Below are 26,910 nucleotides of genomic sequence, written 5' to 3' on the forward strand. Positions count from 1 at the left end.
GACTATGAACGGCATCTTGCTCGCATTACAATTTTTCACAGTGCTCCCGATACGAAAAGAGTTGCCGCTCGGTCGAAGAGAAGTGACGGCGATGTATATAGCGCTTCCGTTCGTCGGGGCTACAATCGGACTTAGTATGTACGGTATTTCGGAACTACTACTAAGCGGATTTTCGACTGGCACGTTCTTCGCGGCTGTATCGATCGTGTTGACAGGAATACTCCTAACAGGCGGTTTGCATCTCGACGGTTGGACCGACACAGCGGACGCGTTCTTTTCCTATCAAGACCAAGGAAAACGGCTCGAAATTATGGAAGATCCAAGAATTGGCGCGTTCGGTACAATGGCATTAGTTTTTCTTATCCTAATAAAAATCGCTTCGTTTCACGAGTTATTGGAACGCGATGTAGCGCATTTTATATTGTTTGCCGCAATACCTTTTCTTGCAAGAGTGGGGATGAATATTTATCTTTCTATGACATCTTCCGCTAAAAGTTCAGGGCTTGCGTATTTCTTTCGAGAAAAAATACATACAAGAATTGTAGTCGTCGTTTCGTTACTAAGCGGGCTTACTATTTTAATCGGAGTTTGGCTCCTAGTTGAAAGCGTAATCATCCCCATTCTTTTATTCGTCCTTCTCGCAATGGGTATTCTGTTTTTCCGTCACTGGTCATTAAAACATTTCGGGGGCGTAACAGGCGATTTATCAGGCGCTTTCATAGAAGGGATGGAGGTCATTTTATGGTTTGCGGTATTACTGTTCATTTAATCCGTCATCTTCCCACACTCGGCAATCAAAAACGGCAGTATATCGGTTGGACAGACGAGTCGATTTTACCCATCGGCGAACCCACTTCAGTGATGCTGCCCTGGAAACCCGAAATCGTTTATGGAAGCGACTTAATGCGCTGTCGAGAAAGCGCGGCACTGTATTTTCCTGAAGCGATTTATGAATCTGACGAGCGATTTCGTGAAAGTCATTTCGGTGCGTGGGAAGGAAAAACGTATGAAGCGTTGAAAGATAATAGGACGTACCGTTCATGGATTGATAATCCATATGAAAAAACGCCCCCGAATGGTGAAGGTTTATTTGAAGTGAAAAGTCGAGTGCTAGCCGCGCTGACTGAATTACCCGAAGGAAAAGGGGAGCATTTTATCGTCACGCACGGAGGTCCGATTCGGATGATGTTGACGCAATTCTCGCCTGAAAAACAGGATTTTTGGTTCTGGCAGATTCTACACGGTTCGATTTGGTCATTGAAGTGGAATCATCGTAACGACTTTGTGGAGGGGAAGAAATGCACGTCATTATCGGCGGTGCCCATAACGGGAAACGAGAGTTTGTTCGAAAGTTACTAAATGAGCTGAATGAGGAAGACATAAATTGGTGTGAAGGGGAAATTCCGGCACCTGGAAATGATACCGTTGTCCTTGCTGGCCTGGAAAACTGGTTGGCTCAATGCGAATTAAGTGAAGAAAAAGCATATGATTTTATTATAAAAGCAGTAGAAAAACGCCCGGCTATTATCATTTTGACCGATATTAGCCGTGGAATCGTACCGATGGATGCAAATCTTAGAAAGTTGCGCGATACATGCGGGAGAGTCTATCAACGTTTATTTGCAGAAGCGAGTGAAGTAACAAAAGTTTGGTACGGCATTCCACAAACCATAAAGAAAAGGGGAGAATAAAAGATGAAAATCTATACGAAAACTGGGGACAAAGGCAAAACAAGTTTAATCGGAGGACGTGTCGACAAGGACGATCTTCGCGTTGAAGCATATGGCACAATGGACGAATTAAATTCATTCGTCGGAAAAGCAATGACTGAACTTGATCCAACTAAATTTGGGGATTTACTCGAAGATCTTGAAGAGATTCAAAATGAGTTATTCGACGGGGGCGGGGATCTTTCAAACGTCATGAAAGAACGCCATTATAAATTAACCGAAGAACCAATTGAAGTGTTGGAAAAGCGTATTGATGAATTAATGGATGAAGTGCCGCCACTTGAGAAATTCATTTTACCAGGCGGATCTCCTGCGGCTGCCTCGCTACACATTGCGCGCACAGTTACTAGGCGCGCCGAACGTCAAACCGTGACATTGATGAAAGCGGAGGAAGACGTATCACCAGTTGTCGGACGCTATTTAAATCGTCTTTCCGATTACTTTTTCGTCGCAGCGCGCATCGCAAACTCACGCATCAACATTCCAGACAATGAATATGTCCGAAGTGCAAAGGTGTTTCGAACAGGAAATACCGATAAGAAAAACGATAAAAAATGAAGTTGAAACATTTAACACTAACCGCCATGTTTACTGCCTTATGTGCAGTAGGCGGGTTAGTGAAAATCCCGCTAGGCATCGGTTCAACCGCACTCGATTCTGCACCAGCACTACTGGCGGCAGCATTTTTACCGCCCATTTTTGCAGGAACCGCCGCCTTATTGGGGCATATCGCATCAGCTATGTATTCGGGATTTCCGCTAGGTCCGTTTCATCTTTTGATTGGGCTTGAAATGTTCGTCATCGTCCTGATTTTCGCGCGTCTTCACAATGCGAAGAAGAATGTGTTGAAATGGATTGTTTTCATCGGTGCAAACGGTTTACTTGCGCCTCTGCCGTTTTATTTTCTTATATCGCCGGCTTTCTTTATAGCGGCAGTCCCAGCCATTTTCATCGCTACAGTCATAAACGCTTTTATCGCGACAATCATATTCCCAGCACTAAAACATGTTAAAGGCAAAGGATTAGGTGGATTTCGATGAGAAATGCAATAGATATTGGCAATGGTTTTATCATCACAACCGATAATTCAGGCGGCATCGGGGAAAAAATAGGGGATTATGTATCAGTTCCAGACAATGTAACCTCGTATTTTGCCGCCCGAGTCGCCTTGCTTGAACAATGGGCAGCAAATGCCGAGCCCGTAACTGTATTAATTCATAATTTTAGCGGAAGTAAAAGTTGGGAAAAGTACGTCCAAGGTGTAGAGGATTTATTCCGAGAGGCAGACCTAGACATCCCAACAATTACGGGAAGTTCGGAAACGAATATGGGCCTCGCCCAATCAGCCGTTGCAGTGACAATAATCGGCAAGAAAAACCCCGCACCAATTCTTGATGAAGTACAATGGTTCACCTATGGAATCCCCCTCGTTGGCGATGAAGTAACCGAACACGCCAACAAAATAGCCTCCCTCCGAAAACTCCGCGAAGCATTGGACAATGGAATTATTAAACAACTATGGCCAGTCGGCTCCCGCGGAATTCTAGCTGAAGCAAGGGAAATGATGCAAAACGATGAACTGTCAGTTGAATCAGATGTCGATTTAGAGAAATCCGCCGGTCCCGCAACAGTCGTTATCGTCGGAGTACCCGCATCTCAAATCAAAAAAGCTTACACACATTTTGAAGAATTTTTGAATGAGTTACATATGAAATAACTTTTTTCGTATTATGAGAAAGTCGACTATCTTCAGAATGAAGTAGCATTTGGAATGGTTGGCTCTCCCTTTTTTAGTTTTTACTTTTATATCTATATAAAAGCTTCTTTGGCTAAAAGGCGATTTTTTTCGGGTGCTTTTCAGGAGTAACGAAAAAAGCCCGATTTCTCAATTTTACAGCTGAGAAACAGGGCTTTTTTCTATTTAATTATAGTGCAAAATAACTCGAGAGAATATAATCCTTGAAATTGAAACTTTTTCTACTTTTTCTGCCTCTAATAAGTGAAAGGTGGTTACTACATGTCATATTCTATTCAATTAGTCGAGTTAGCTGTGGCAGGGAATAAAGAAGCATTTGAGAAAATAGTAAAGATTGAGAGTGAGAAATTGTATAAAATTGCTTACCTGCACATGCACAATAAAGAGGATGCACTCGATGTATTACAAGAATCTACCTATAAAGCATTTATTTCAATCAATCAACTCAAATCTCCGGTTTATTTTAGTACCTGGCTTGTCAAAATATTAATTCGAACAGCTTATAAAGAATTGGAACGTAAAAAGAAAACGATTCAATTGCCTGAAGAAACGATTCAATATCTTTTAGAGTCGAATCAAATAGAAGCTCCGTCTATTGATTTATCAGATGCACTTTCTGAGCTAAATGTTGATTATCGTAATGTAATTACTCTTTTCTATTATTACGATTTGCCAATTCGCACCATTGGAACTGTATTAAATAAGCCTCAGTCGACTGTGAAAACCTATTTACGCCGGGCTAAGTTGGAATTAAGAAAAACATTAGGAGATGATTATTATGCAAAAAAACTTATTTAGGGATATTGAAATACCGAAAGAAGATATTTTGCTCGCAATTGATAAAGGGATTGAACGTGGAGAAAAAGCTCGGCACATGAATAAACAAAAAGGTATTATAAAAAGAACGTCACTTTTCACTTCGGTAGCAGCGGTCATGATACTTGCTTCAGGATTTGTCTTTTCACCCATTACAAACGCTTTAGCACAAGTTCCGATACTAGGTAGCATTTATGAAAAATATCAAATGCCAATTGGCCAAGAGTTAGCTTCAGATCAACTTCTTACAGAAATCAATGAAACGGTTGAGGACCAAGGTGTAAGTATGAGTATCACATCAATATTTTATGACGGTCAATATGTTGGTTTGACATTTAAAGCCGCTGGAGAAAATCTAACCGATTCCATTGGCGGGGAAAAAGCCCCGGAATCTGGTTATTCATATGAAATGTTTGACCGAACAGATGAAACTACATGGTGGAGTGGTACAATGGGCTCTTTAATAAAGGAAGGTGACGGATATACTGGTGCAATGATATTAGAAAATCCAAATACGGATTCAGTAGATTCCCTAACGCTCCCTATTATATTTACAAAAATTGCAGGCGTTCAAGGAGAATGGTCATTTAATCTCTCGGTTGAAAAATTACCGGGAAAAGAAAAACACATTTCGCAATTAGTATCATCCATGAATGAAGCCTACCGTATCCACTTTGACAAAATAGTTGTGGGCCAAACAAATGCTATATTATCGTATGAAATTTTGAATACAGCTGGTGTAGAAGGCGAGCAATTAGAACTCAACATATTGGATAGCCAAGGTTTCCCTGTTTCAACAAACGCAATATCTGATTCAAAAATAATCTTTGAAATCGATCATGAAAAAACAGACTATGTGTTAGTAGAACCCCTCTATAAAATCGGTACAAAAGAAATAAAACTAGAGACGCTAAAAATAGATTTAAAATGAAAATGCCTTAAATAAAAAGCCTGATTCTTCCTGTAAGTATAGACTTTTTAAAGACGGAAATTCGCTTTATTGTAAATAGATAAAAGTATCTCCGAAGCGACTACAGTTTATTAGAAATGAGATTAAAGAGGATAACAATCGCTATCCTCTTTTTGTTTTGCCCTAAACTCTTTTTTTTGCAGGTAGATTTTCACGTTTAAAAGACAAACTAAATAACTTTCCAGATGAATTGAATCTATAGTTGACTGGAGTGGAGGGGGGACGACTCCCGCGGGAATAGCGAGGCAGGCAAGCCCCTGGACTGAGCGTAGTGAGGGAAGCGTCCCCTCGGAACGGAAATCAACGGTCTACATGAAACCTCAAATTAAATATTATTAAATCCCCCGTAAATATTCCTACCCAACCAGAAACCCCGACTGATATAATAAACACCAAACCCAATAAAAGGAGAGGACGCCATATTGAAAAAAACCATTAAATATCTCATCTTATTTACTTACACAGTGTTGTTTCTCTATTTTTATGACATGATCATGCCGAAGAACATCTGGTATTTACTCATTGGAACCCCATTTCTTATAATCACAGCAATTTTCGTCATAAATTTATCAGATAAGCTGCTGAAAACAAAAAAGAATTAGTTTCAAGTTCAATGAATTTTTTATTTCAACGTAATTTTTTAAATATTACCATTGACTGAATGCTCATTCATTACTATACTAAAAATAGATTATCGACATTATCCTTTTTTTCTACTACACTATTCATAATGTAAAAAGTTTCACTATTTGGAAAGGGGAGAAAACAATTGGGCCTATTGCTCATCGCGAACTGGATACTATTTTTCGCTGTCGTTGCCTATGCGTTAGCGCTATTCACGCATTTAATTAAAACAAGAATACAGTTTATCAAACTCGGAAGAAAAACAGAGTTCGATGAAAATGTAAAAGAACGACTCCGGAACATTGGGATTTATGTCTTCGGGCAAAAGAAATTATTGAAAGACAAGAAGAGCGGAATCATTCACGTCCTGTTCTTCTACGGCTTCCTGATGGTGCAATTCGGGGCGATCGACCTCATTTGGAAAGGCTTAAAACCAGGATCGCACTTGCCGTTCGGACCGGTCTATGGATTCTTCACGTTTTTCCAAGAAATTGTCATCTTCACGATTTTAATCGCCGTAGTTTGGGCTTTTCACCGCCGCTATATCGAAAAACTTGTCCGCCTAAAACGCGGTTGGAAATCAGGACTCGTGCTCATATTCATTGGGGGATTAATGCTTTCGACACTTTTGGCGAACGGCATGAATATGATTTGGCAAGGACATGAATTAACATGGAAAGAACCAATCGCATCGTCCATCGCATTCATTTTCGGCGGAATCCCGACTGTCGCCGCTGCAAGCGTTTTCTTTGTCGCTTGGTGGATTCATCTATTAATTCTATTAACATTCTTGATTTACGTGCCGCAATCAAAACATGCGCACTTAATTGCAGGACCTGCAAACGTTTACTTTCACCGCCTTGACAATGTTGGAAGGCTCACGCCAATCGATTTCTCGGCGCTAGAAGAAGAAACTGAAAACGAAGAAGACATGCCAGCACTCGGAGTAGGAAAGATTACAGACTTCACGCAGCTGCAAATGATTGATTTTTACGCCTGTGTTGAATGTGGACGCTGTACGAATATGTGTCCTGCGACAGGAACTGGAAAAATGTTATCGCCGATGGACTTAATCACGAAGCTTCGAGATAACTTAACAAACCACGGTGCGCTCGTGACGAAACAAAAGCCGTGGGTACCCGCGCCGATGTTTGCGAACACAAAAGGGAATCAAATCGCGATGGCAGCTGGACTCGAAGGCGCGTCCATGGATGAGATTTACAGCCCGTCGTTAATAGGCGACGTTATTACCGAAGAAGAAATTTGGGCTTGCACGACTTGCCGTAACTGTGAAGACCAATGTCCGGTTATGAACGAACACGTCGACAAAATTATCGACTTGCGTCGTCACCTCGTCATGGTAGAAGGTAAAATGGATCCCGACGCACAACGCGCGATGACAAATATCGAGCGCCAAGGAAATCCATGGGGCCTTAACCGCAAAGAAAAGGAAAACTGGAGAGACGCACGACCAGATCTCCGTATTCCAACTGTAAAAGAAATGAAAAAAGCGGACGAAGAATTTGAGTACCTATTCTGGGTCGGTTCAATGGGCGCATTCGACAACCGTTCACAAAAGATCGCTCTGTCATTCGCGCACCTATTAAACAAAGCCGGCATCAAGTTCGCAATTCTTGGCAATAAAGAAAAGAACTCTGGAGATACGCCGAGACGTCTTGGAAACGAGTTTTTATTCCAAGAGCTAGCAGAATCTAATATAAAAGAATTTGAAAAAGCGGGCGTCACAAAAATCATCACAACAGACCCGCATGCATATAATATTTTCAAAAATGAATACCCAGATTTCGGATTCAAAGCAGAAGTCATTCACCATACTGAATTGCTTTTCGAACTAGTCCAAAATGGAACACTAAAACCTGTACATCCGATCAATGAAACGATCACATTCCATGATTCCTGTTACTTAGGCCGTTACAATGACGTTTACGACCCGCCGCGTGAAATTTTGAAAGCAATTCCTGGCGTGGAATTAGTCGAGATGAAACGAAACCGTCAAGACGGCATGTGTTGCGGTGCGGGCGGCGGACTCATGTGGATGGAAGAAGATACGGGTCACCGCGTGAACGTAGCCCGAACAGAGCAAGCCATCGAAGTGAATCCTGGAATAATATCTTCAGGTTGTCCGTATTGCTTAACGATGTTGTCCGACGGAACGAAAGCGAAGGAAGTCGAAGATAAAATCGGCACATACGATATTGCAGAGTTGCTCGAGCGATCCATCTTTGGAGAAGATTTCGTAGCATCAACTGAAGAAGTCGAACCTGCTTTACAATAACGAACTATTATTCTATTGCGACAAATAAAAACATACGATATACTAAGAGTAATTGGATGGGGGTGGAACTCACTCCCATTTTTCTTGAAATGGTGTCGAGCGAGCGTTCAGTCGCTTTCGTTTCACGAAGATTGTAAGCGTTATCAAAAACTACTTTGGAGGCGTTCATCTTGAAAAGAACAGTCATACTTGACGGAGCAAGAACAGCATTCGGACGATTCGGGGGTTCCTTGTCCACTCTTTCGGCAAGCGATCTCGGGGGAGTTGCTATAAAAGAAGCGCTAACACGTTCCGGCGTGGAGGGAAATGAAGTCGATGAAGTCATTTTCGGAACGGTATTGCAAGCGGGCCAAGGGCAAATTCCATCCAGGCAAGCGGCCACGAAAGCGGGACTTCCTTGGAGCACAAAAACAGAAACCATTAACAAAGTGTGCGCTTCCGGAATGCGCAGCGTGACGCTCGGCGACCAACTCATCCGCCTCGGCGATGAAGGAGTGATTGTCGCAGGCGGAATGGAATCCATGTCGAACGCGCCGTATTATTTACCAAAAGCGCGTTTCGGTTTGAAAATGGGCGACGCACCGTTAATCGACGGCATGATTTTTGACGGGCTTTCTTGTTCGTTTTCACCAGACAACGTCCATATGGGCACCTACGGCAATAAAACCGCTGATGAGTTTTCTCTAACGCGTGAAACGCAAGACGAATGGGCGCTTCGCAGTCATGAACGGGCCTTGAAAGCGATCGATGATGGTTTATTCAGAGAAGAAATTGTTCCTGTCGAAATCGCACAGCGCCGCGGCGATTCGATCAAAGTCGACTCGGACGAAGCACCGCGACGCGATACATCGCTAGAAACACTCGCAAAATTGCGTCCGGCTTTCGGAAAAGACGGAACGATCACCGCTGGAAACGCACCAGGCATAAATGACGGAGCCTGCGCGCTCGTTTTGATGAATGAAGAACGCGCAGAACGAGAAGGCAAAAAAGTGCTCGCGACAATTATCGGCCATGCAGAAGTTGCAATCGAGCCGGCTAATTTTCCGCAAACACCAGGACTCGTGATTAATAAACTGCTCGAAAAAACAGGGAAAACACTAGAAGAAATCGATCTTTTTGAAATAAATGAAGCCTTTGCAGCCGTTGCGCTCGCAAGTTCGCAAATCGCGGGGCTCGATCCGGAAAAAGTGAATGTCAATGGAGGAGCTGTGGCACTCGGTCACCCGATTGGAGCAAGCGGCGCGCGCATTATTTTAACGCTTGCTTACGAATTGAAACGCCGTGGCGGAGGAATCGGCATTGCATCAATTTGTTCGGGCGGCGGTCAAGGCGACGCGATTATGATTGAAGTTCCGAAGTCGGAATAATACGGGGGAATTAAACATGACAATCCAAAGAGTAATGGTTATCGGCGCTGGGCAAATGGGCGGAGGAATCGCTCAAGTTTGCGCCCAAGCAGGATACGATGTCTTATTGAATGACATCAAAGAAGAATCATACGAAAAAGGACTTGCGGTCATCTCGAAAAACCTTTCGCGCAATGTCGAAAAAGGCCGCATGTCAGAAGATGAAAAAACGGGAGTTCTCGGCCGCATAACGAAATCGCTTGATCTACAGGATGCCAAGAACGCAGATATCGTTATTGAAGCAGCCGTTGAAAACATGGAAGTGAAACGCTCCATTTTCGCGAAGCTTGACGAAATCGCGCCTGATCATGCGATCCTAGCCTCAAATACATCTTCATTACCAATCACGGAAATCGCGGCTGCGACCAACCGCCCAGAAAAAGTGATCGGCATGCATTTCATGAACCCGGTTCCAGTGATGAAGCTCGTGGAAATTATTCGCGGACTGGCGACAGACAATGATGTTTACGAAGCAGTCGAAACGATGACGAAAAAATTGTCGAAAGTTCCAGTCGAAGTGAATGATTTTCCTGGATTCGTCGCCAACCGCATTCTCATGCCAATGATCAATGAAGCCATTTACACGGTTTACGAAGGCGTCGCGACAAAAGAAGCCATCGACGAAGTGATGAAACTCGGCATGAACCACCCGATGGGGCCTTTGCAATTAGCGGATTTCATCGGACTCGATACATGCCTATACATTATGGAAACATTGCACGAAGGATTCGGAGATTCAAAATATCGTCCATGTCCATTGCTAAGAAAATATGTGAAAGCTGGTTGGCTCGGCAAGAAAACAGGCAGAGGATTTTACCAGTACTAAAAAGATTCTAAATTTAAAGGGGCAAGAATGCGATGGATTTAACACTTACTGATGAGCAGAGAATGATGCGTGACATGGTACGAAATTTCGCGAAAACTGAAATTGAGCCTTTCATTCCCAAAATGGAAGAAGGCGAATTTCCTCGTGAAATTTTAACGAAAATGGGGGAGCTTGGCTTAATGGGAATTACGGTTCCCGAACAATACGGTGGTTCAGAGATGGACTTTGTTTCATATATTCTAGCAATCGAAGAATTATCGAAAGTCAGCGCGGTAGTAGGGGTTATCCTATCGGTCCATACATCAGTTGGCACAAATCCGATTATGTACTTTGGGAATGAAGAGCAGAAGAACAGATACTTGCCGAAAATGGCGAGCGGGGAATATCTCGGCGCATTTTGTTTAACAGAGTCATCTAGTGGATCAGATGCAGGCGCACTGAAGACGCGTGCAGTAAAAGACGGCGACCATTATGTGTTGAATGGATCGAAAATGTTCATCACGAACGGCGGGGAAGCCGATGTTTACATCGTCTTCGCCTCGACGAATCCAGCCGATAAAACATATGGAATCACGGCGTTCATCGTCGATAAAGATACACCGGGACTCATTATCGGCAAAGAAGAAAAGAAAATGGGGCTTCATGGTTCGCGAACGGTTGAATTAGTCTTCGATAATATGAAAGTTCCGGTAGAAAACAAGCTCGGTAAAGAAGGCGAAGGGTTTAAAATCGCCATGGCCAATCTCGATGTCGGTCGAATCGGTATCGCCGCGCAGGCACTCGGGATCGCAACCGCCTCGCTCGATGCTGCCACTGCATACGCCAAAGAACGCGTACAATTCGGTAAACCGATTGCGAGTCAACAAGGAATCGGTTTTAAATTAGCGGATATGGCAACAGCGGTCGAAGGAGCAAGACTACTCGTCTACCGCGCCGCCCAACTTCGCGCAGAAGGCTTGCCTTGCGGAAAAGAAGCGTCCATGGCCAAACTTTTCGCATCAAAAGCGGCTGTTGACGGATCGATTGAAGCGGTCCAAGTATTCGGCGGCTACGGCTATACGGAAGATTATCCAGTCGAACGCTACTTCCGCGATGCAAAAGTGACCGAAATTTACGAGGGCACAAGTGAAATCCAGCGAATTGTCATTTCTAAACACTTGACAAGGTAGGGAGAAGGTCACGACTTGCAAGCAAAGTGTCGGTGAGTGAAAGCAAACTCTGCCTAAGTGCAAGCAAATTCCAATCGACCGCAACTCAGTCCGATTTTTCAAGCAACACCAAGAAAATTAACCAAAAAGGCGGGGAAACAAAAGTGAATTTTAAACTATCCGAAGAACATGAAATGATCCGAAAAATGGTCCGTGATTTTGCCGAGAAAGAAGTCGCGCCAACTGCGGCTGAACGCGATGAAGAAGAACGCTTCGATATGGATTTATTCAACAAAATGGCGGAACTCGGCCTGACGGGAATCCCGTGGCCGGAAGAATACGGCGGAATTGGAAGTGATTATCTCGCTTACGTAATCGCTGTTGAAGAACTATCGCGTGTTTGCGCGTCCGTCGGCGTCACGCTTTCCGCGCATACATCACTTGCAGGATGGCCTGTCTATAAATACGGAACAGAAGAGCAAAAGCAAAAATACCTGCGTCCAATGGCGGAAGGAACTAAAATCGGCGCATACGGGTTAACTGAACCAAGATCCGGCTCCGATGCAGGCGCAATGGGAACGACTGCGAAGCTAGACGGGGATGATTATGTTCTGAACGGTTCGAAGATTTTCATTACAAACGGCGGCATAGCGGATATTTATATCGTATTTGCCATTACGAATCAAGAAGATGGAAAGCGTCCGGAAACGAGTGCTTTCATCATCGAAAAAGACTTCCCAGGCTTCTCCGTCGGGAAAAAAGAGAAGAAATTGGGCATTCGTTCATCGCCGACAACTGAAATCATGTTCGACAACTGCCGCGTGCCGAAAGAAAACCTGCTCGGCAAACTCGGTGAAGGCTTCGTAATCGCCATGAAAACGCTAGACGGCGGAAGAAACGGCATTGCGGCTCAAGCTGTCGGCATTGCACAAGGTGCGCTCGATGCTTCGGTCGACTATGCAAAAGAGCGAAAGCAATTCGGCAAACCAATCGCAGCCAACCAAGGCATCGGCTTCAAACTTGCGGATATGGCAACATCAATCGAAGCATCCAGATTATTAACGTATCAAGCGGCTTGGCTCGAATCGAACAACTTGCCGTATGGAAAAGAATCAGCAATGGCAAAACTAATGGCTGGAGATACGGCGATGAAAGTGACGACAGAAGCAGTCCAAGTATTCGGCGGATATGGCTATACGAAAGACTATCCAGTCGAACGCTTCATGCGCGACGCAAAAATCACGCAGATCTATGAAGGGACGCAAGAAATCCAACGTCTCGTCATCTCCCGCATGCTTACTAAATAAGCTGGCTGCTGAAAAACGTCCTCTGTATAATGGGATTTGCAGTTGATTGGAGAGAAGGATTGACGCTAGCTCGCAAGTAAGCGTCCGCCCAGAACGGAAACCAACGGTATGGACTAGACTTTTTTCAGCTGCCTAACAATCGGGAGGTTCATTATGGAAACAAAACGCGAAATTAAATCATCCGTAAAAGATGAAAGTCTCATCGAAATGAGACGCGAACAAATGATACAAGGCGCGGTGAAACTCTTTAAAGAAAAAGGGTTTCATCGAACGACGACGCGTGAAATCGCGAAAGAAGCGGGTTTCAGCATCGGAACGCTCTATGAATATATTCGGACGAAAGAAGACGTATTATTTCTCGTCTGCGACAGCATTTACAATGAAGTAAACGATCGATTATACGTACTGGCAAAAGAAGAAGGGACCGTCAAAGGGCTCCGTTCAGCCATTCAACAATACTTCGAATTGATCGATGATATGTCAGACGAGTTCGTCGTCATGTACCAAGAATCAAAATCGTTGCCGAAAGACGCGCTTCAATATGTGCTGAAAAAAGAAATGGAAATGGTCGCATTGTTTGAAAACATTTTGCAGTCTTGCGTGGAGTTAGGGGAACTTCGCATTCAACAAGACGACATTCAAATCGCGGCACACCACATCGTCGTCCAGGGACAAATGTGGGCATTTCGAAGATGGGCATTGCAAAAAAACTATTCGATCGAGAAATTCATCGAAATTCAAACAGATCAAATTTTCAAGGGGATTGTGGGAACAAGGGATATTCACGTAGAAGGAAAGGGTGTTTAACTATATGGCTACAATTGAAGTGTATAAACCGAAACACCATGTAAGAATGGTTACAGCATCAAGCCTTTTCGACGGGCACGATGCTTCGATCAATATTATGCGCAGAATTTTACAAGCGAGCGGTGCGGAAGTCATTCATCTCGGGCATAATCGCTCAGTTGAAGAAGTCGTCAATGCTGCCATTCAAGAAAACGTTCAAGCAATCGCGATGTCGTCCTATCAAGGCGGACACGTCGAATACTTCAAATACATGTATGATCTACTCCAAGAAAAAGGGGCGCCGCATATCCGCATATACGCGGGCGGGGGCGGCGTCATCATTCCTAAAGAAATCAAAGAATTGCACGAATACGGAATCGCATGGATTTTCTCTCCTGAAGACGGTCGGAAAATGGGGCTTCAAGGAATGATCAACCGGATGATGGAAGAATGCGATTTCGAAACTGCGACCGATTGCACGATTTCGGATTTGGAAAAAGTAAATACCGAAAATCCAGAAGTACTCGCAAAGCTCATTACGTACGCTGAAGAAATGTACGACAAAGACGATGAGGATGCGAAAGAATTCATGAAAAAGGCGAAAGAATTATCGAAGAACACGCCTGTTTTCGGAATTACGGGTACAGGCGGAGCCGGAAAAAGTTCATTGACAGATGAATTGATTCGGAGATTTTTGAATGAACTACCAGATAAAAAAGTGGCCATTCTATCGATTGACCCGACGAAACAAAAAACGGGTGGCGCACTGCTCGGAGACCGGATCCGCATGAATTCCATTTTCAATAAACGCGTATTCATGCGCAGTTTGGCAACAAGAGGTTCGCGTTCGGAACTTTCAGGCGCGATGCAAGATGTACTCGATATCGTCAAAGTCGCGGGGTATGACTTGATCGTTATCGAAACAAGCGGTATTGGCCAAGGGGACGCCGATATTGCCGACATTTCGGATGCGTCGATGTATGTGATGACAAGCGAATTCGGAGCGCCGACGCAGCTTGAGAAAATCGATATGATCGACTACGCTGATTTGATTGCCATCAATAAATTCGAACGTAAAGGCTCTGAAGACGCAATGAGCCAAGTTCAAAAACAATACCAACGCAGCCGGATGCTATTTGATAAAGAGTTAACAAAAATGCCGGTTTACGGTACGATTGCCAGTCAGTTTAACGATAAAGGAACGAACTCTTTATTCGCGGCGATTATCCGTGTATTGAATGAAAAATACAATCTTGATTGGAAAACGTCTTATGATGATCTTGCGAAAGCGCAAAAAGAAAATGTCATTATTCCTGTAGACCGTCTGCACTACTTGCGGGAAATTTCGGAAGCGGTACGCGGCTACCACCGAAAATCGCAAGTGCAGGAAGAATTGGCCCGAAAACTATTTCAATTAGAAGGCTCTATTAATCTAGTGAAAGAAAAATCGCCTGATGATGTTTTAGTGAATTCGCTTCAATCATTGGCAGACAGTGTTCGGGAAGAATTAACGCCTGAATCGAAAAAAATTCTCGCAAACTGGGAAACTTTAAAAGAATCCTATGCGGGCGAAGAGTTCGTTACGAAAATACGCGACCGCGAGATTCGCACATTGCTGCGCACAACGAGTCTGGCAGGGCTTAAAATCCCGAAAATCGCACTACCTAAATATAAGGATTACGGCGAAATTTTACGTTGGGTCTACCGCGAAAACGTACCTGGTTCATTCCCTTATACGGCAGGCGTGTTTCCGTTTAAACGTGAAGGCGAAGATCCGAAACGTCAATTTGCGGGCGAAGGCACACCTGAACGTACAAACCGCCGCTTCCACTATTTGTCGAAAGATGATGACGCGAAACGACTTTCGACAGCGTTCGATTCCGTGACGCTTTACGGGGAAGACCCGGATGAGCGACCGGATATTTACGGGAAAGTCGGCGAATCAGGCGTCAGCATTTGCACGCTGGAAGACATGAAAAAGTTATACGATGGTTTCGATTTATGCGCGCCTTCGACATCTGTCTCGATGACCATAAACGGGCCAGCTCCTATTATACTTGCGATGTTTATGAATACAGCGATAGATCAGCAGGTTCGGATCAAGGAAGAGGAATTAGGTCGTCCGTTGTCGATTGAAGAATTCACGGAAGTGAAAGACGGCACGATGCAAGTCGTTCGCGGAACGGTTCAAGCGGATATTTTAAAAGAAGATCAAGGGCAAAACACCTGCATCTTTTCGACAGAGTTTGCGCTTCGGCTAATGGGCGATATTCAACAGTATTTCATCGATAAGAAAGTGCGAAACTATTATTCGGTATCGATTTCGGGCTACCATATCGCAGAAGCGGGCGCGAACCCGATTTCGCAACTCGCATTCACATTGGCAAACGGTTTCACATACGTTGAATATTACTTGAGCCGCGGCATGAACATCGATGATTTTGCACCGAACCTGTCATTTTTCTTCTCCAATGGACTGGATCCGGAATATACGGTCATCGGACGCGTCGCCAGGAGGATTTGGGCAGTCGCCATGCGCGAAAAATACGGTGCAAATGACCGCAGTCAAAAATTGAAATACCATGTGCAAACATCGGGACGCAGTTTGCATGCGCAAGAAATTGATTTCAACGATATTCGCACTACGCTGCAGGCGCTAATGGCGCTTCAAGATAACTGTAACTCGCTTCATACGAATGCATACGACGAAGCAATCACGACGCCGACCGAAGAGTCCGTTCGCCGGGCGATGGCGATTCAAATGATCATTACGAAAGAACACGGCCTATCGAAAAATGAAAACCCGTTGCAAGGCGCATTCATTATTGACGAATTAACCGACCTTGTCGAAGAAGCGGTTCTCGCAGAATTCGATCGTCTCAATGATCGCGGCGGGGTGCTCGGTTCAATGGAAACGCAGTACCAGCGCGGTAAAATTCAAGAAGAATCCATGTACTATGAAATGAAAAAACATACAGGCGAACTTCCGATAATCGGCGTAAACACGTACTTAAATCCAAATCCGCCATCTGAAGAAGATATCGACAATATGGAAATCGCCAGAGCGACGAAGGAAGAAAAGGAAATTCAAATTATTAATTTGCGCGCTTTCCAACAGAAACACACAGGTGAAACAGAAAAAGCATTGGAACAGCTGCAACAAGTAGCCATTTCAGGCGGAAATATTTTTTCAGAATTAATGGAAACGGTAAAAGTTGCTAGTCTCGGCCAAATTACCAATGCGCTTTATGAAGTCGGCGGACAGTATCGTCGAAATATGTAATAAAGCTTGGAAAAATAAATCCATAGAGAGTGTATATCTCTGTGGATTTTTTCCAATTACTGTGGGACAATGAATAGTAACCTAAATGAGAATATGGCGTATGCAAATGGAAAGGAAGAGATGCGAAAATGAAAGTGTATCAACATATAATAATCATTGTCGCACTCATCCTGTTTACTATATTCTTTTATAAAGAAGGATTTGGTTCCATTGCATTTTTACTTGCTACTATTTATTTGACCATGATATTTATTCGAGAAATAAGACGTTCTAAAAAAAACGATAAGAAAGCGTAAAGCATTTTGGCGATATCTTTACGGAAAAAAATGCGTGTGGTATAATCATTCAGATAATGTTTAATTCTAAGGACTGGTAATCTGGTCCTTTTTTTAGAGCTTTAACTGGATTACCGGCTAAATAATTGTATATAATAGTGAATAGTGTAAAAGAAGAGAGAGAAAGTTCACTCTCTCCTTAAGAGTAGAGAGGGCGTGCATTTGTATGAATATCCGTGAAATGACGAAAGAACAGTTAACGGAAGAATCGATTATCGATATTGCCTATGCGGTATTAGCTGAAAAAGGCGAGAATCTTACGTTAAGACAGTTAATGGATGAGGTTCGTAAACTAAATGGCATAACGGTCAGAGCGATGGCTGAAAAACTACCTAGAGTAAATACAGACATTAATATTGATGGACGATTTCTTTCAATCGACGACATTCGATGGGGACTGCGCGAATGGTATCCGGTCGATCAATTAGAGGTGGAAACTGCGCCGGTCGTACGTACGCGAAGAAAAAGAAAAGCTGTTGTTGATGATGAAGACGATATCGATTTGGAAGACGATGAAGATGTGGTGGACGAGGACGGATTCGACCTTATCGACATCGATGAAGAAGACGATGAAGATGATATTGAAGAAGTCGATGATCTTCTCGACGACGATGAAGAAGAAGTTGAAATCGATGTAGACGTGGATTTGCTTGACGACGACGAAGATGAAATTCTCCCGGAAGATCTTCTCATCGATGATGAAGAAGAAGAGGAAGAAGAAGAGGAATAATTCCCGCTTGACTTCAGCGCAAAATCAAGATAAGATTCTACTGGGCTCCTGAAAAAGGACAAATGACTCAGAGTATATGCGCTCCTACTGCGAAACGTTGCAGCGGGGCGCTTTTTTATTTTTACTAGACTAAATTCGGAGGAATTGAACATGACAAAATACATTTTTGTAACAGGCGGAGTTGTTTCTTCACTTGGAAAAGGAATCACAGCAGCATCACTTGGTCGCTTGCTAAAAAATCACGGACTGCAAGTGACAATTCAAAAATTCGATCCATATATTAACGTCGACCCGGGGACGATGAGCCCGTATCAACACGGTGAGGTTTTCGTGACAGAAGACGGGGCAGAAACAGACCTCGATGTTGGTCATTACGAACGCTTTATTGATATTAATTTAAATAAATACTCCAACGTCACAATGGGGAAAGTGTATTCTTCCGTACTGAAAAAAGAACGTCGCGGCGAATATGAAGGTGCAACAGTTCAAGTAATTCCCCACATTACGAATGAAATAAAAGATCGTATTCTGGCTTCAGGCAAGAACACAAATGCAGACGTCGTCATCACGGAAGTTGGCGGAAGTGTCGGGGATATCGAGTCCCTTCCAATTCTAGAAGCCATTCGTCAGATGAAAACGGACTTCAATAAAAATGACATTATGTACATTCACTGCACGCTGATTCCATACATGAAAGCTGCGGGCGAAATGAAAACGAAACCGACACAACATAGCGTAAAAGAACTCCGCAGTCTTGGAATTCAACCAGACGTAATCGTCGTTCGTTCTGAACAAACCGTTCCGCAAGATATGAAAGAGAAAATCGCTCTTTTCTGCAGCGTTCGTCCGGAAGAAGTCATTGAAGCAGTAGACGCGGACATCCTGTACAGAATGCCGCTCATGCTGAAAGAACAAAAAATGGACGAAATCGTCATTGACCATCTCCAACTAAAAGCTGGAGAAGCGGACATGTCAGACCTCCATGCACTCGTTGACTTAGTGAGTGCGGTTTCGAAAAAAGTACAAGTCGCCCTGGTCGGAAAGTATGTTGAACTTCCAGATGCTTATATCTCAGCGGTCGAAGCATTTTCACATGCGGGATACCAATTCGCTACAGAAGTTGAAGTGAAATGGGTTGATTCGGAACAAGTGACTTCGGAAAATGTTGCCGAACTTTTAGGCGATGTAGACGGAATCGTAGTTCCAGGCGGATTTGGCGATCGCGGAATTGACGGGAAAATCGAAGCAATCACGTATGCAAGGGAAAACAACGTGCCATTTTTCGGAATTGCACTTGGGTTGCAACTAGCCGCGGTTGAATACGCGCGCAATGTGGTCGGCTTGCAAGATGCACATTCAACTGAATTCAATCCAGATACAGCCAACGCGATCGTCCAGTTATCGATTGCGAAAAATGTAACTGAAAATGGAACAATGCGTCTCGGCGTTTACCCATGTAAAATTGAAGAAGGAACAAAAGCAAGCGCGGCATACGGAAAAGAGTTAATTTACGAACGTCACCGCAACCGTTATGAATTTAACAATGAATATCGTGAACAGCTCGAAGAAGCCGGCATGATCTTCTCCGGAAACAGCCCAGATGGCCAATTTGTAGAAACAATTGAGCTTGGGAGTCATCCGTTCTTTGTCGCATGCCAGTTCCACCCAGAATTCGCATCACGCCCAACACGCCCGCAACCGCTAATTAGCGCGTTTGTCGAAGCGACGTTAACGCATCAATCAGGTAAATAATAAATAAAAGCTACACGACAATGGAGAAGCACTCCATTTTTCGTGTAGCTTTTTTATTGTAGAAATAATTAAGAGTTGTTTTAGAGCGAAACGACTAAAGCGGGTGGTGAAACGACTAAAGCGGATTGCGAAACGCCCAAAGTCGTCCGCGAAACGACTAAAGCGAGTTACGAAACGACCAATGACGTCCGGGAATCGACTAAAGCGGGTGGCCGAACCGACCAAAGTCCGCGAATCGACTAAAGCGTGCCCAAAAACGACCAAAGTCGTCCTCGAACCGACTAAAGTCGACTGCCAAACGACCAATGACGCCCGCAAAGCGACTAAAAGCATCTCTCAAACGATTAAAGGCAACCCATCAATAATCTTCCGAAACCATCTCATCATAAGAAATCTTCACGGCTTCATAGATAAACAACGCAGCCAACGCTTGTGGTTCGACGATTCGATTTCCGTCTTCACCGGGTAGCAAGCCGCGAGTAAGTCCAGTAGAAATATATGTCATTGCCAGTTCAGCAAGTTCATTGTCTTCCGCATTTTGAGATGAAACAGCCGCGAAAGGGATGAATTCGTCAGCGAGTGTTCGTGCTAGCGAAAGCGCTTCTTCATCCCGGGACGACCTGGTGAAAATCCAAACGCGATCTTCTGACCCGATTTTCATTCCCGGCTTGTAAGTAACTGCGCCAACTAACTTATCCACACCTTCCGTAGCAACTAGTTGAACAGCTTTCATTTCACCGAAACATGCAAGAATAACTTGTCCTTCACCAATTGTAGCTTGTGCAAGAAGGCGAGCAGTTTCTTCAATAGAATCCTCATTGTTTCCTATAATTCGTTGCAATAAACCGCTGATTTGTGTTGTCAACATCTTCATTGTAAGCACCTCCACGTCCATTATAGTGACAAATTCGCGCGATTGTAAAATAGAAGCGTGTAATAATAAATCTATGAAAAGGCAAGTGATTCCAATTGCAGACTTCTCAATTAATTTTTAATCTTCAGTGTATAATTGCGATAAAAAGAGGGTATTGGGTACTAGTTGTCAAATATACATTAAGAATCTAAACCTATAAAAAATATATATGTATAGAGAGGAGGTCAATTATGTGAGAAGTATATTGATTGTCGATGACCAACCTGGAATCCGATTATTACTTGAAGAATTGTTTCGAAAGGAAAACTATTCGGTAAGGCTTGCGAAAAACGGGGTGGACGCTTTTAAAAATATTGAAGCGGAACAACCTGATTGTGTACTATTAGATATGAAAATGGCGGGTATTGACGGAACGGAGGTATTAAAGAAAATAAAAATAGACTGGCCGGCAGTCCCGGTTATCATGATGACTGCATACGGTGAATTAGAAAAAATAGAGGAAGTACTAGCCTTAGGCGCGGAAAAATATTTTACAAAACCGTTTGATATATATGAAGTTCGCGATACCGTCAATGCGCTAATTGAAAGGAAACAACCTGAGCAGTGGTAAACACTAAATGTTTTTGTTATGATAATAAACGTATGGATGGTTACAATTACATTAATAATAAACAGATAAATTCAAAAGTTTATTATCTGAAGGAGGAAACTAATCATGGCACTCGTTTCGATGAGAGAAATGATGATTAAAGGTAAAAAAGAAGGATATGCAATTGGTCAGTTCAACTTGAACAACCTGGAATATACGCAAGCAATTTTACAGGCGGCAGAGGAAGAACAATCCCCTGTTATTCTTGGAGTTTCAGAAGGAGCAGCTCGTTATATGGGCGGTTTCACTACAGTTGTTAACATGGTAAAAGGACTAATGCACGATTATAAAACGACAGTTCCAGTTGCAATCCATTTAGACCACGGTACTAGCTTTGAAAATTGTAAAGCAGCTATCGACGCAGGATTTACTTCTGTCATGATCGATGCTTCATCGAAGCCTCTTGCGGAAAATATTGAAATTACAAATTCGGTTGTTGAATACGCACATGAACATGGTGTGTCTGTTGAAGCTGAACTCGGAGTAGTTGGCGGAGAAGAAGATGACATCATCGCAGACGGCGTTATTTATGCAGATCCGGCTGAGTGTAAAGAGCTTGTTGAAAAAACAAATATTGATTGCCTGGCACCTGCACTTGGATCCGTTCATGGTCCTTACAAAGGGGAACCAAACTTAGGATTCGAAGAAATGGAAGTCATTTCAAAACAATCTGATCTACCACTTGTCCTCCACGGCGGAACAGGAATCCCGCTTAAAGATATTCAACGCGCGATTTCACTAGGAACAGCAAAAATCAACGTAAACACAGAAAACCAAATTCAAGGAACAAAAGCTGTTCGCGATTTCCTCGCATCAGATGCAGAAGCTTATGATCCACGAAAATATCTAGCGCCTATGCGTGAAGCGATTAAAGAAACAGTTATCGGGAAAATGCGCGAATTCGGAAGTTCACAAAAAGCATAAAATAACGTAAAAAGGAGAAGCATCTCATAATAGTGAGTGCATTCTCCTTATTTACCATTGACTTGGAGGAATATATAATGAAATTTTTTATTGATACGGCAAACTTTGAAGAAATTAAAGAAGCACATAGTTGGGGGATTATTTCCGGAGTTACTACAAACCCTTCACTCGTAGCAAAAGAAGACGTTCCATTTCATGATAGACTGCGACAAATCACAGAACTCGTCGACAGTTCAGTGAGTGCGGAAGTTATTTCACTTGATGCTGAAGGCATGTTGAAAGAAGGACGCGAGCTGGCAAAAATCGCTCCGAATATCACAGTAAAACTTCCAATGACACCTGAAGGATTAAAAGCATGTTCAGTATTTGCCGAAGAGGGTATTAAAACAAACGTCACATTGATCTTCAGTGCAAACCAAGCACTACTCGCTGCTCGTGCAGGCGCTACATATGTGTCGCCATTCTTAGGCAGACTCGATGATATCGGACAAGATGGCATGCACCTAATTGAAACAATCGCGAATATCTTCGTGATTCATGATATTAAATCAGAAATTATTGCGGCGTCCATTCGTAGTCCGCAACATATTACAGATGCAGCACTAGCAGGTGCTCATATTGCAACAACACCATTTAATGTACTAAAACAACTGTTCAACCATCCATTAACAGATAAGGGAATCGAAGCATTTCTTGCGGATTGGGAGAGCAGAAAGAATAAGTAATGCCAAGGGGGAGCGACATGGACGTTTATAAAATCACAGGTGAAAAACGGCTGCAAGGTACAATTTCAGTTAGTGGAGCGAAGAATAGCGCGGTCGCTCTCATTCCGGCATCGATTCTAGCAGATTCACCTGTCACACTTGAAGGTCTACCGGAAATTTCGGACGTTTTGACCTTGCAAGCGCTTCTCGAAGACATTGGCGGGAAAGTTGAATTGGACGGCAAGACAATGGTCATTGATCCATCCGAAATCATTTCAATGCCGCTTCCGAATGGGAATGTGAAAAAGCTCCGGGCTTCGTACTATTTAATGGGTGCGATGCTCGGACGTTTTAAGCATGCCGCGATTGGGTTGCCGGGCGGTTGTCACCTCGGTCCTCGTCCAATCGACCAACATATTAAAGGGTTCGAAGCGCTCGGGGCAACAGTCACAAATGAACACGGCGCCATTTATTTACGCGCGAAAGAACTGCGCGGCGCTAAAATATATTTGGACGTCGTCAGCGTCGGCGCAACGATCAATATCATGCTAGCAGCAGTCCTTGCAAAAGGACGAACGACAATTGAAAACGCAGCAAAAGAACCGGAAATCATTGATGTCGCGACATTATTATCCAATATGGGCGCGAAAATTAAAGGTGCCGGCACGAATATCATTCGTATCGACGGTGTTGAGAAATTGCATGGTACTCGCCACACGATTATTCCGGACCGCATTGAAGCAGGCACATTTATGATTATGGCCGCTGCGGCAGGAGACGGCGTTACCATCGACAACGTCATTCCTTTTCACGTAGAAGCGTTAACATCGAAGCTTCGTGAAATGGGTGTCACGATTGTTGAGAAAGATGAACAAATCTTTATTCCGAAAGCAGAGAATTTATCGGCAGTCGATGTGAAAACTCTCGTCTATCCTGGCTTTCCAACAGATTTACAGCAACCGTTTTCAGTTCTTCTAACTCAAGCGGTTGGTTCGTCAATGATTACCGATACAGTATATTCCGCAAGATTTAAACATATTGATGAAATTGGGCGGATGAATGCCAACGCGCGTGTCGAAGGCAGATCGGCAATTCTGGCTGGTCCGACACAATTAGAAGCAGCAACCGTTCGTGCATCAGATCTTCGAGCAGGGGCGGCTCTCGTACTCGCGGGTTTATTGGCTGACGGCGAAACTGAAATTAGAGATATACATCACATCGAACGCGGATATAGTTCTCTTATTGAAAAATTACAAGGGATCGGCGCGGAAATCAGCAAAGTTAATATTTCCGAAAGCGCTTCGATTCGCGAATAAATGATATAATTGAACCGTTCAGTAATGTAAAATGTTGTTTATTTTACAGGTGGAATCGAAAATCGGGGGGAAACGATACATGGAACGCAGTTTATCGATGGAATTAGTAAGGGTTACTGAAGCAGCCGGCGTAGCAGCAGCTCGCTGGATGGGACGCGGATTGAAAAACGAAGCGGACGATGCAGCAACAACTGCAATGCGACTAGTCTTTGACACAATTCCAATGCAAGGAGTCGTCGTGATTGGCGAAGGCGAAATGGATGAAGCGCCAATGCTTTATATCGGCGAAGAGCTTGGAATGGGGAATGGTCCGCTTGTCGACGTGGCAGTCGATCCTCTTGAAGGAACGAACATCGTTGCATCTGGCGGCTGGAATGCACTTGCGGTTTTAGCAATTGCGGATCAAGGTAATCTTCTACACGCCCCGGACATGTATATGAACAAAATTGCAGTCGGTCCTGAAGCGGTTGGGAAAATTGACATAGACGCTTCTGTCACAGACAATCTATTAGCAGTCGCAACAGCTAAAAACAAAGATATCGAAGATGTTGTAGCCACAGTATTAAGTAGGGATCGTCACTTAGAAATTATAGAAGAAATCCGAGCTGCAGGCGCGCGTATTAAACTAATATCGGACGGCGACGTTGCCGGTGCCATTAATACGGCGTTTGACGGAACGGGTGTCGATATTTTATTCGGCCATGGGGGAGCCCCGGAAGGTGTGATTTCGGCAGTCGCGCTGAAATGCCTCGGCGGCGAAATTCAAGGACGCCTTGTCCCTTCGAATGAAGCTGAAATTGATAGATGCAATAGAATGGGCATTGATCTGAAAAAAGTGCTTTACATGGATGACCTGGTGAAAGGCGACGATGCAATTTTCGCCGCGACAGGTGTAACAGATGGAGAGTTACTTCGTGGTGTTCGGTTCAAAGGTTCTTACAGTGAAACACACTCCGTTGTCATGCGTTCCAAATCAGGAACCGTACGCTTCGTAGAAGGACGTCATAGTATGAAGAAAAAACCTCACCTAGTTATGCAAAACTGATCTATCTTAATCTTGCATTTCATAGACTAGCTTCTGCCAGTGTGTCCCGCATTGGCAGAAGCCCCTAACTAAAAATGATTCAACATTGCTTTCCTTAAATAAAACCTCAAAATAATTAAACTCAAAAACTAAAAGAGTGGTGCCAATAAAATGAAAATATTAACGATGTCGGCGCTTGAAAATATGACTTTAAAAGAGTTATATGAACATGCCCGTGAATATAAAGTTGCTTATTATGCAAAAATGTCCAAAAAAGAACTGATTTTTGCTATTTTGAAATTAAGAGCAGAAAAAGAAGGCTTCTTCTTCATGGAAGGCGTTCTTGAAATCATTCAATCGGAAGGGTACGGATTCCTTCGTCCGATAAATTACTCATCAAGTTCCGAAGATATTTATATTTCCGCTTCGCAAATCCGTCGCTTCGACCTTCGAAATGGTGACAAAGTTGCAGGAAAAGTTAGACCGCCAAAAGAATCCGAACGCTATTACGGTTTACTGCAAGTTGAGGCAGTTAACGGAGAAGATCCGGAAGATTCCCGAAATCGAGTTCACTTCCCGGCACTAACCCCACTTTACCCAGATCGTCATATAAAACTAGAAACAGATCCAACAAAACTATCAACAAGAATCATGGATTTAGTCGCGCCTGTAGGTTTTGGTCAACGCGGACTGATTGTCGCCCCGCCGAAAGCCGGGAAAACACTACTCTTAAAAGAGATTGCAAACTCCATTGCAACTAATCATCCCGACACAGAACTCATTGTACTTTTGATAGATGAACGACCGGAAGAAGTGACGGACATTGAACGCTCTGTGAAAGCGGATGTCGTTAGCTCAACATTTGATGAGTTGCCAGAAAATCATATAAAAGTTGCAGAACTCGTTCTTGAACGTGCAATGCGACTCGTCGAACATAAAAAAGATGTCGTCATTCTCATGGACTCGATTACGAGACTAGCACGAGCGTATAACCTCGTAATTCCGCCAAGCGGCCGAACATTATCCGGAGGGATTGACCCAGCCGCATTCCACCGACCGAAACGCTTTTTCGGCGCTGCGCGAAACTTGGAAGAAGGCGGCAGTCTGACAATCTTAGCAACTGCGCTAATTGACACCGGCTCAAGAATGGACGATGTTATTTACGAAGAATTCAAAGGAACAGGTAACCTAGAGCTTCACCTTGACCGCAATCTCGCAGAACGCCGTATTTTCCCGGCACTCGATATTCGCCGTTCAGGAACACGAAAAGAAGAACTGCTCTTACCGAAGGACCAACTCGAAAAGTTCTGGGCCATCCGAAAAACATTCTCCGACGCACCAGACTTTGTCGAACGCTTCCTAAGAAAGCTTCGCCAAACAAAAACAAACGAAGAATTCTTCGAAAAACTAAACTCAGAAATGAAAGCCCATCGCAATGGGAAAGGCCTTTTATAAAACAAAAATGGCATCAGCTCACTAATATTTAGAGCTGATGCCGTTTTTTTTATTGATTGAAAATGCCATTATAGAAAATCTCGCCGTAAAAGTTGGCAACGTTGCGGACTTGCGAAAACGTTTCTTACTTTTAACAAAACGTTTCCTACTTTTGCAAAAACGTTTCCAACAATCGCCGGAACGTTTCCTTCTTCCGGCC

At 43.6% G+C, this 26,910-nt stretch carries 24 protein-coding genes; 23 read left to right on the forward strand and 1 reads right to left on the reverse strand.

Features of this window, described 5'->3' with window-relative positions; all coding sequences use genetic code 11:
- Positions 1-4: 4 nt before the first annotated feature.
- The 17 genes from cobS to pyrG all read left to right on the forward strand — a co-directional run bounded on the left by cobS (position 5) and on the right by pyrG (position 19,765).
- Positions 5-769: an adenosylcobinamide-GDP ribazoletransferase gene (cobS, locus tag G8782_RS11500; RefSeq protein WP_172371302.1), complete on the forward strand. Its 765-nt coding sequence runs from the start codon at positions 5-7 to the stop codon at positions 767-769.
- Positions 742-1,359 (forward strand): histidine phosphatase family protein, encoded by a 618-nt coding sequence (locus G8782_RS11505; RefSeq protein ID WP_172371304.1) that lies wholly within the window; start codon positions 742-744, stop codon positions 1,357-1,359. The genes cobS and G8782_RS11505 overlap by 28 nt, the downstream gene beginning before the upstream one ends.
- Positions 1,299-1,691 carry a bifunctional adenosylcobinamide kinase/adenosylcobinamide-phosphate guanylyltransferase gene (locus tag G8782_RS11510; protein WP_172371306.1) on the forward strand — a complete coding sequence of 131 codons (393 nt, stop codon included), beginning with the start codon at positions 1,299-1,301 and terminating at the stop codon, positions 1,689-1,691. The genes G8782_RS11505 and G8782_RS11510 overlap by 61 nt, the downstream gene beginning before the upstream one ends.
- Positions 1,692-1,694: 3 nt before the next feature.
- Positions 1,695-2,288 carry a cob(I)yrinic acid a,c-diamide adenosyltransferase gene (locus G8782_RS11515; protein ID WP_172371307.1) on the forward strand — a complete coding sequence of 198 codons (594 nt, stop codon included), beginning with the start codon at positions 1,695-1,697 and terminating at the stop codon, positions 2,286-2,288.
- Positions 2,285-2,770 (forward strand): ECF transporter S component, encoded by a 486-nt coding sequence (locus tag G8782_RS11520; RefSeq protein ID WP_172371308.1) that lies wholly within the window; start codon positions 2,285-2,287, stop codon positions 2,768-2,770. Before G8782_RS11515 ends, G8782_RS11520 begins: the two co-directional genes overlap by 4 nt.
- Positions 2,767-3,447: a hypothetical protein gene (locus G8782_RS11525; protein ID WP_172371309.1), complete on the forward strand. Its 681-nt coding sequence runs from the start codon at positions 2,767-2,769 to the stop codon at positions 3,445-3,447. The genes G8782_RS11520 and G8782_RS11525 overlap by 4 nt, the downstream gene beginning before the upstream one ends.
- 300 nt (positions 3,448-3,747) lie before the next feature.
- Positions 3,748-4,284, forward strand: coding sequence for a sigma-70 family RNA polymerase sigma factor (locus G8782_RS11530; protein ID WP_172371310.1), 537 nt, complete (start codon positions 3,748-3,750; stop codon positions 4,282-4,284).
- Complete coding sequence (locus tag G8782_RS11535; protein WP_172371311.1) at positions 4,265-5,233, forward strand: DUF4179 domain-containing protein; 969 nt, start codon at positions 4,265-4,267, stop codon at positions 5,231-5,233. Before G8782_RS11530 ends, G8782_RS11535 begins: the two co-directional genes overlap by 20 nt.
- 808 nt (positions 5,234-6,041) lie before the next feature.
- Positions 6,042-8,192, forward strand: a complete 2,151-nt coding sequence (locus G8782_RS11540) for a heterodisulfide reductase-related iron-sulfur binding cluster (protein WP_172371312.1) — start codon at positions 6,042-6,044, stop codon at positions 8,190-8,192.
- Between the two features lie 170 nt (positions 8,193-8,362).
- The gene (locus tag G8782_RS11545) at positions 8,363-9,559 is read left to right on the forward strand and encodes an acetyl-CoA C-acetyltransferase (protein ID WP_172371313.1); all 1,197 of its coding nucleotides are present in this window, start codon (positions 8,363-8,365) and stop codon (positions 9,557-9,559) included.
- Between the two features lie 16 nt (positions 9,560-9,575).
- Entirely contained in the window at positions 9,576-10,424 is an 849-nt protein-coding gene (locus tag G8782_RS11550) for a 3-hydroxybutyryl-CoA dehydrogenase (RefSeq protein WP_172371314.1), read from the forward strand.
- Between the two features lie 32 nt (positions 10,425-10,456).
- A complete protein-coding gene (locus G8782_RS11555) occupies positions 10,457-11,593 on the forward strand; it encodes an acyl-CoA dehydrogenase (protein ID WP_172371315.1) in 1,137 nt (378 codons plus the stop codon).
- Positions 11,594-11,736: 143 nt separating this feature from the next.
- Entirely contained in the window at positions 11,737-12,879 is a 1,143-nt protein-coding gene (locus tag G8782_RS11560) for an acyl-CoA dehydrogenase family protein (protein WP_172371316.1), read from the forward strand.
- 153 nt (positions 12,880-13,032) lie between these two features.
- Positions 13,033-13,686 carry a TetR/AcrR family transcriptional regulator gene (locus tag G8782_RS11565; protein ID WP_172371318.1) on the forward strand — a complete coding sequence of 218 codons (654 nt, stop codon included), beginning with the start codon at positions 13,033-13,035 and terminating at the stop codon, positions 13,684-13,686.
- Positions 13,687-13,690: 4 nt separating this feature from the next.
- Positions 13,691-16,948, forward strand: coding sequence for a fused isobutyryl-CoA mutase/GTPase IcmF (gene icmF, locus G8782_RS11570; RefSeq protein WP_172371319.1), 3,258 nt, complete (start codon positions 13,691-13,693; stop codon positions 16,946-16,948).
- A 501-nt stretch (positions 16,949-17,449) separates the two neighbouring features.
- On the forward strand, positions 17,450-18,013 hold the full coding sequence (rpoE, locus tag G8782_RS11575) for a DNA-directed RNA polymerase subunit delta (RefSeq protein ID WP_172371321.1): 564 nt from the start codon (positions 17,450-17,452) through the stop codon (positions 18,011-18,013).
- 150 nt (positions 18,014-18,163) lie between these two features.
- A complete protein-coding gene (gene pyrG / locus G8782_RS11580) occupies positions 18,164-19,765 on the forward strand; it encodes a CTP synthase (RefSeq protein ID WP_172371323.1) in 1,602 nt (533 codons plus the stop codon).
- A 358-nt stretch (positions 19,766-20,123) separates the two neighbouring features.
- Here pyrG and G8782_RS11585 read toward each other — a convergent pair whose 3' ends face one another.
- Positions 20,124-20,639, reverse strand: coding sequence for a DUF2529 family protein (locus G8782_RS11585; RefSeq protein WP_172371325.1), 516 nt, complete (start codon positions 20,637-20,639; stop codon positions 20,124-20,126).
- A 232-nt stretch (positions 20,640-20,871) separates the two neighbouring features.
- On the opposite strand from G8782_RS11585, the gene G8782_RS11590 reads away from it, so the two are divergent.
- From G8782_RS11590 to rho, 6 genes are all read left to right on the forward strand, one after another.
- Positions 20,872-21,249 carry a response regulator gene (locus G8782_RS11590; protein WP_343035053.1) on the forward strand — a complete coding sequence of 126 codons (378 nt, stop codon included), beginning with the start codon at positions 20,872-20,874 and terminating at the stop codon, positions 21,247-21,249.
- 105 nt (positions 21,250-21,354) lie between these two features.
- Complete coding sequence (locus tag G8782_RS11595; RefSeq protein ID WP_172371329.1) at positions 21,355-22,212, forward strand: class II fructose-bisphosphate aldolase; 858 nt, start codon at positions 21,355-21,357, stop codon at positions 22,210-22,212.
- A gap of 77 nt (positions 22,213-22,289) precedes the next feature.
- Complete coding sequence (gene fsa / locus G8782_RS11600; RefSeq protein ID WP_172371331.1) at positions 22,290-22,937, forward strand: fructose-6-phosphate aldolase; 648 nt, start codon at positions 22,290-22,292, stop codon at positions 22,935-22,937.
- A gap of 17 nt (positions 22,938-22,954) precedes the next feature.
- The gene (locus G8782_RS11605; RefSeq protein ID WP_172371333.1) at positions 22,955-24,232 is read left to right on the forward strand and encodes a UDP-N-acetylglucosamine 1-carboxyvinyltransferase; all 1,278 of its coding nucleotides are present in this window, start codon (positions 22,955-22,957) and stop codon (positions 24,230-24,232) included.
- A gap of 79 nt (positions 24,233-24,311) precedes the next feature.
- Positions 24,312-25,277 (forward strand): class II fructose-bisphosphatase, encoded by a 966-nt coding sequence (gene glpX, locus G8782_RS11610; protein ID WP_172371335.1) that lies wholly within the window; start codon positions 24,312-24,314, stop codon positions 25,275-25,277.
- 150 nt (positions 25,278-25,427) lie between these two features.
- Positions 25,428-26,711 carry a transcription termination factor Rho gene (gene rho / locus G8782_RS11615; RefSeq protein ID WP_172371337.1) on the forward strand — a complete coding sequence of 428 codons (1,284 nt, stop codon included), beginning with the start codon at positions 25,428-25,430 and terminating at the stop codon, positions 26,709-26,711.
- Positions 26,712-26,910 lie beyond the last annotated feature (199 nt).

The organism is Sporosarcina jiandibaonis, from assembly GCF_013184495.1.
Lineage (GTDB): Bacteria > Bacillota > Bacilli > Bacillales_A > Planococcaceae > Sporosarcina > Sporosarcina jiandibaonis.